1 protein-coding gene is annotated in these 1,146 nt (G+C 50.5%); it reads left to right on the forward strand.

Annotated features, from left to right (window positions below):
* Window positions 1-1,146: PKD domain-containing protein (locus B3P58_RS12025; protein ID WP_286717751.1), on the forward strand; the 1,146-nt coding region annotated here is incomplete at both ends.

Below are 1,146 nucleotides of genomic sequence, written 5' to 3' on the forward strand. Positions count from 1 at the left end.
CGATCCTACCGATCCGACTGATCCTACCGATCCAACCGATTCAACCGATCCTACCGATCCGACTGATCCGACTGATCCGACCAATCATAAGCCGGTTGCCAATGCCGGTGCGGATGTCCTGAATCAGCAGGTTGGCACAACCGTTATGCTGGATGGTGGCGCAAGCTCCGATGCCGACGGTGATACCCTGACTTACAGCTGGAGAGTGATCAGTTCACCGGCAGAAATCGATGTTGACCTGCTGACCGACCCTACCGCCCAGCAGCCAACACTGACGCTGGTCGAAAAAGGTTTCTATGTTGTTGAACTGACCGTGAGTGACGGCAAAAGTGTCAGCGCGCCGGATACCGTAATGATCGAAGCCGTTGCTGATGATCAGATGTGTGTAAGCGGCAAGAAATTATCCATCTGGGCGGCAAAAGCCAGTGAAAATAACCCGGACAAACTGGTTAAAGATGTATTCCTGGGCAATATCACCTCGTTCAAAGGAACCAATACGCCAGCGGCCAGTTACAACTACTACAGTGACTCAGCGCATCCGACCTATGTGGCAGACGCATACAATGATGCACTGCCGCAGCCAAAAGACAGCTCGGCTCATATTTTCTTCTATGAGTCGACGGTTGCCCATGCCGCACGCAGCTACTCGAACAATTCTGCGATTAAACCACGCGGCCAGCTGAATGAAGGCGATCTGTTCCTGTACTTCTTCTTTAATAAAGATGCCGCCGGACAGAGCAACAACAAAGTGTATTTTGAGGTGCTCACCGACAACAATCTGAATGCCGCAGGCATTCCGGTTGATCAGGTGATTCTGTCAGACGATGGCCACGAACTTTATTCAGTAAGTAACGGCAGCGCTGCAGACAAGCATTATGTTGGTGACTTCCAGTACTGGTACAACACCGATGGTGGTGTGGTCGGTCCGTTCCGTGGTGAAGAATTTACCATCGCAGTGCGCGCAACATCACAAAGCCCGGTGGGTGAAGACCTGACCGGAGCAAGCTTCTTCTCCCGTGAAGGAACTGAATATAACTTCTTTAAAGATCCTAAAATCACGTCCTTTATCGTGACTTATAAAGAAGAGAAAAATTGTGATGATGTAGATCCGACTGATCCGACCGATCCTACCGATCCTACCGATCC

This window comes from Thalassolituus sp. UBA2009, assembly GCF_002335285.1.
Lineage (GTDB): Bacteria > Pseudomonadota > Gammaproteobacteria > Pseudomonadales > Oceanobacteraceae > Venatoribacter > Venatoribacter alkanivorans.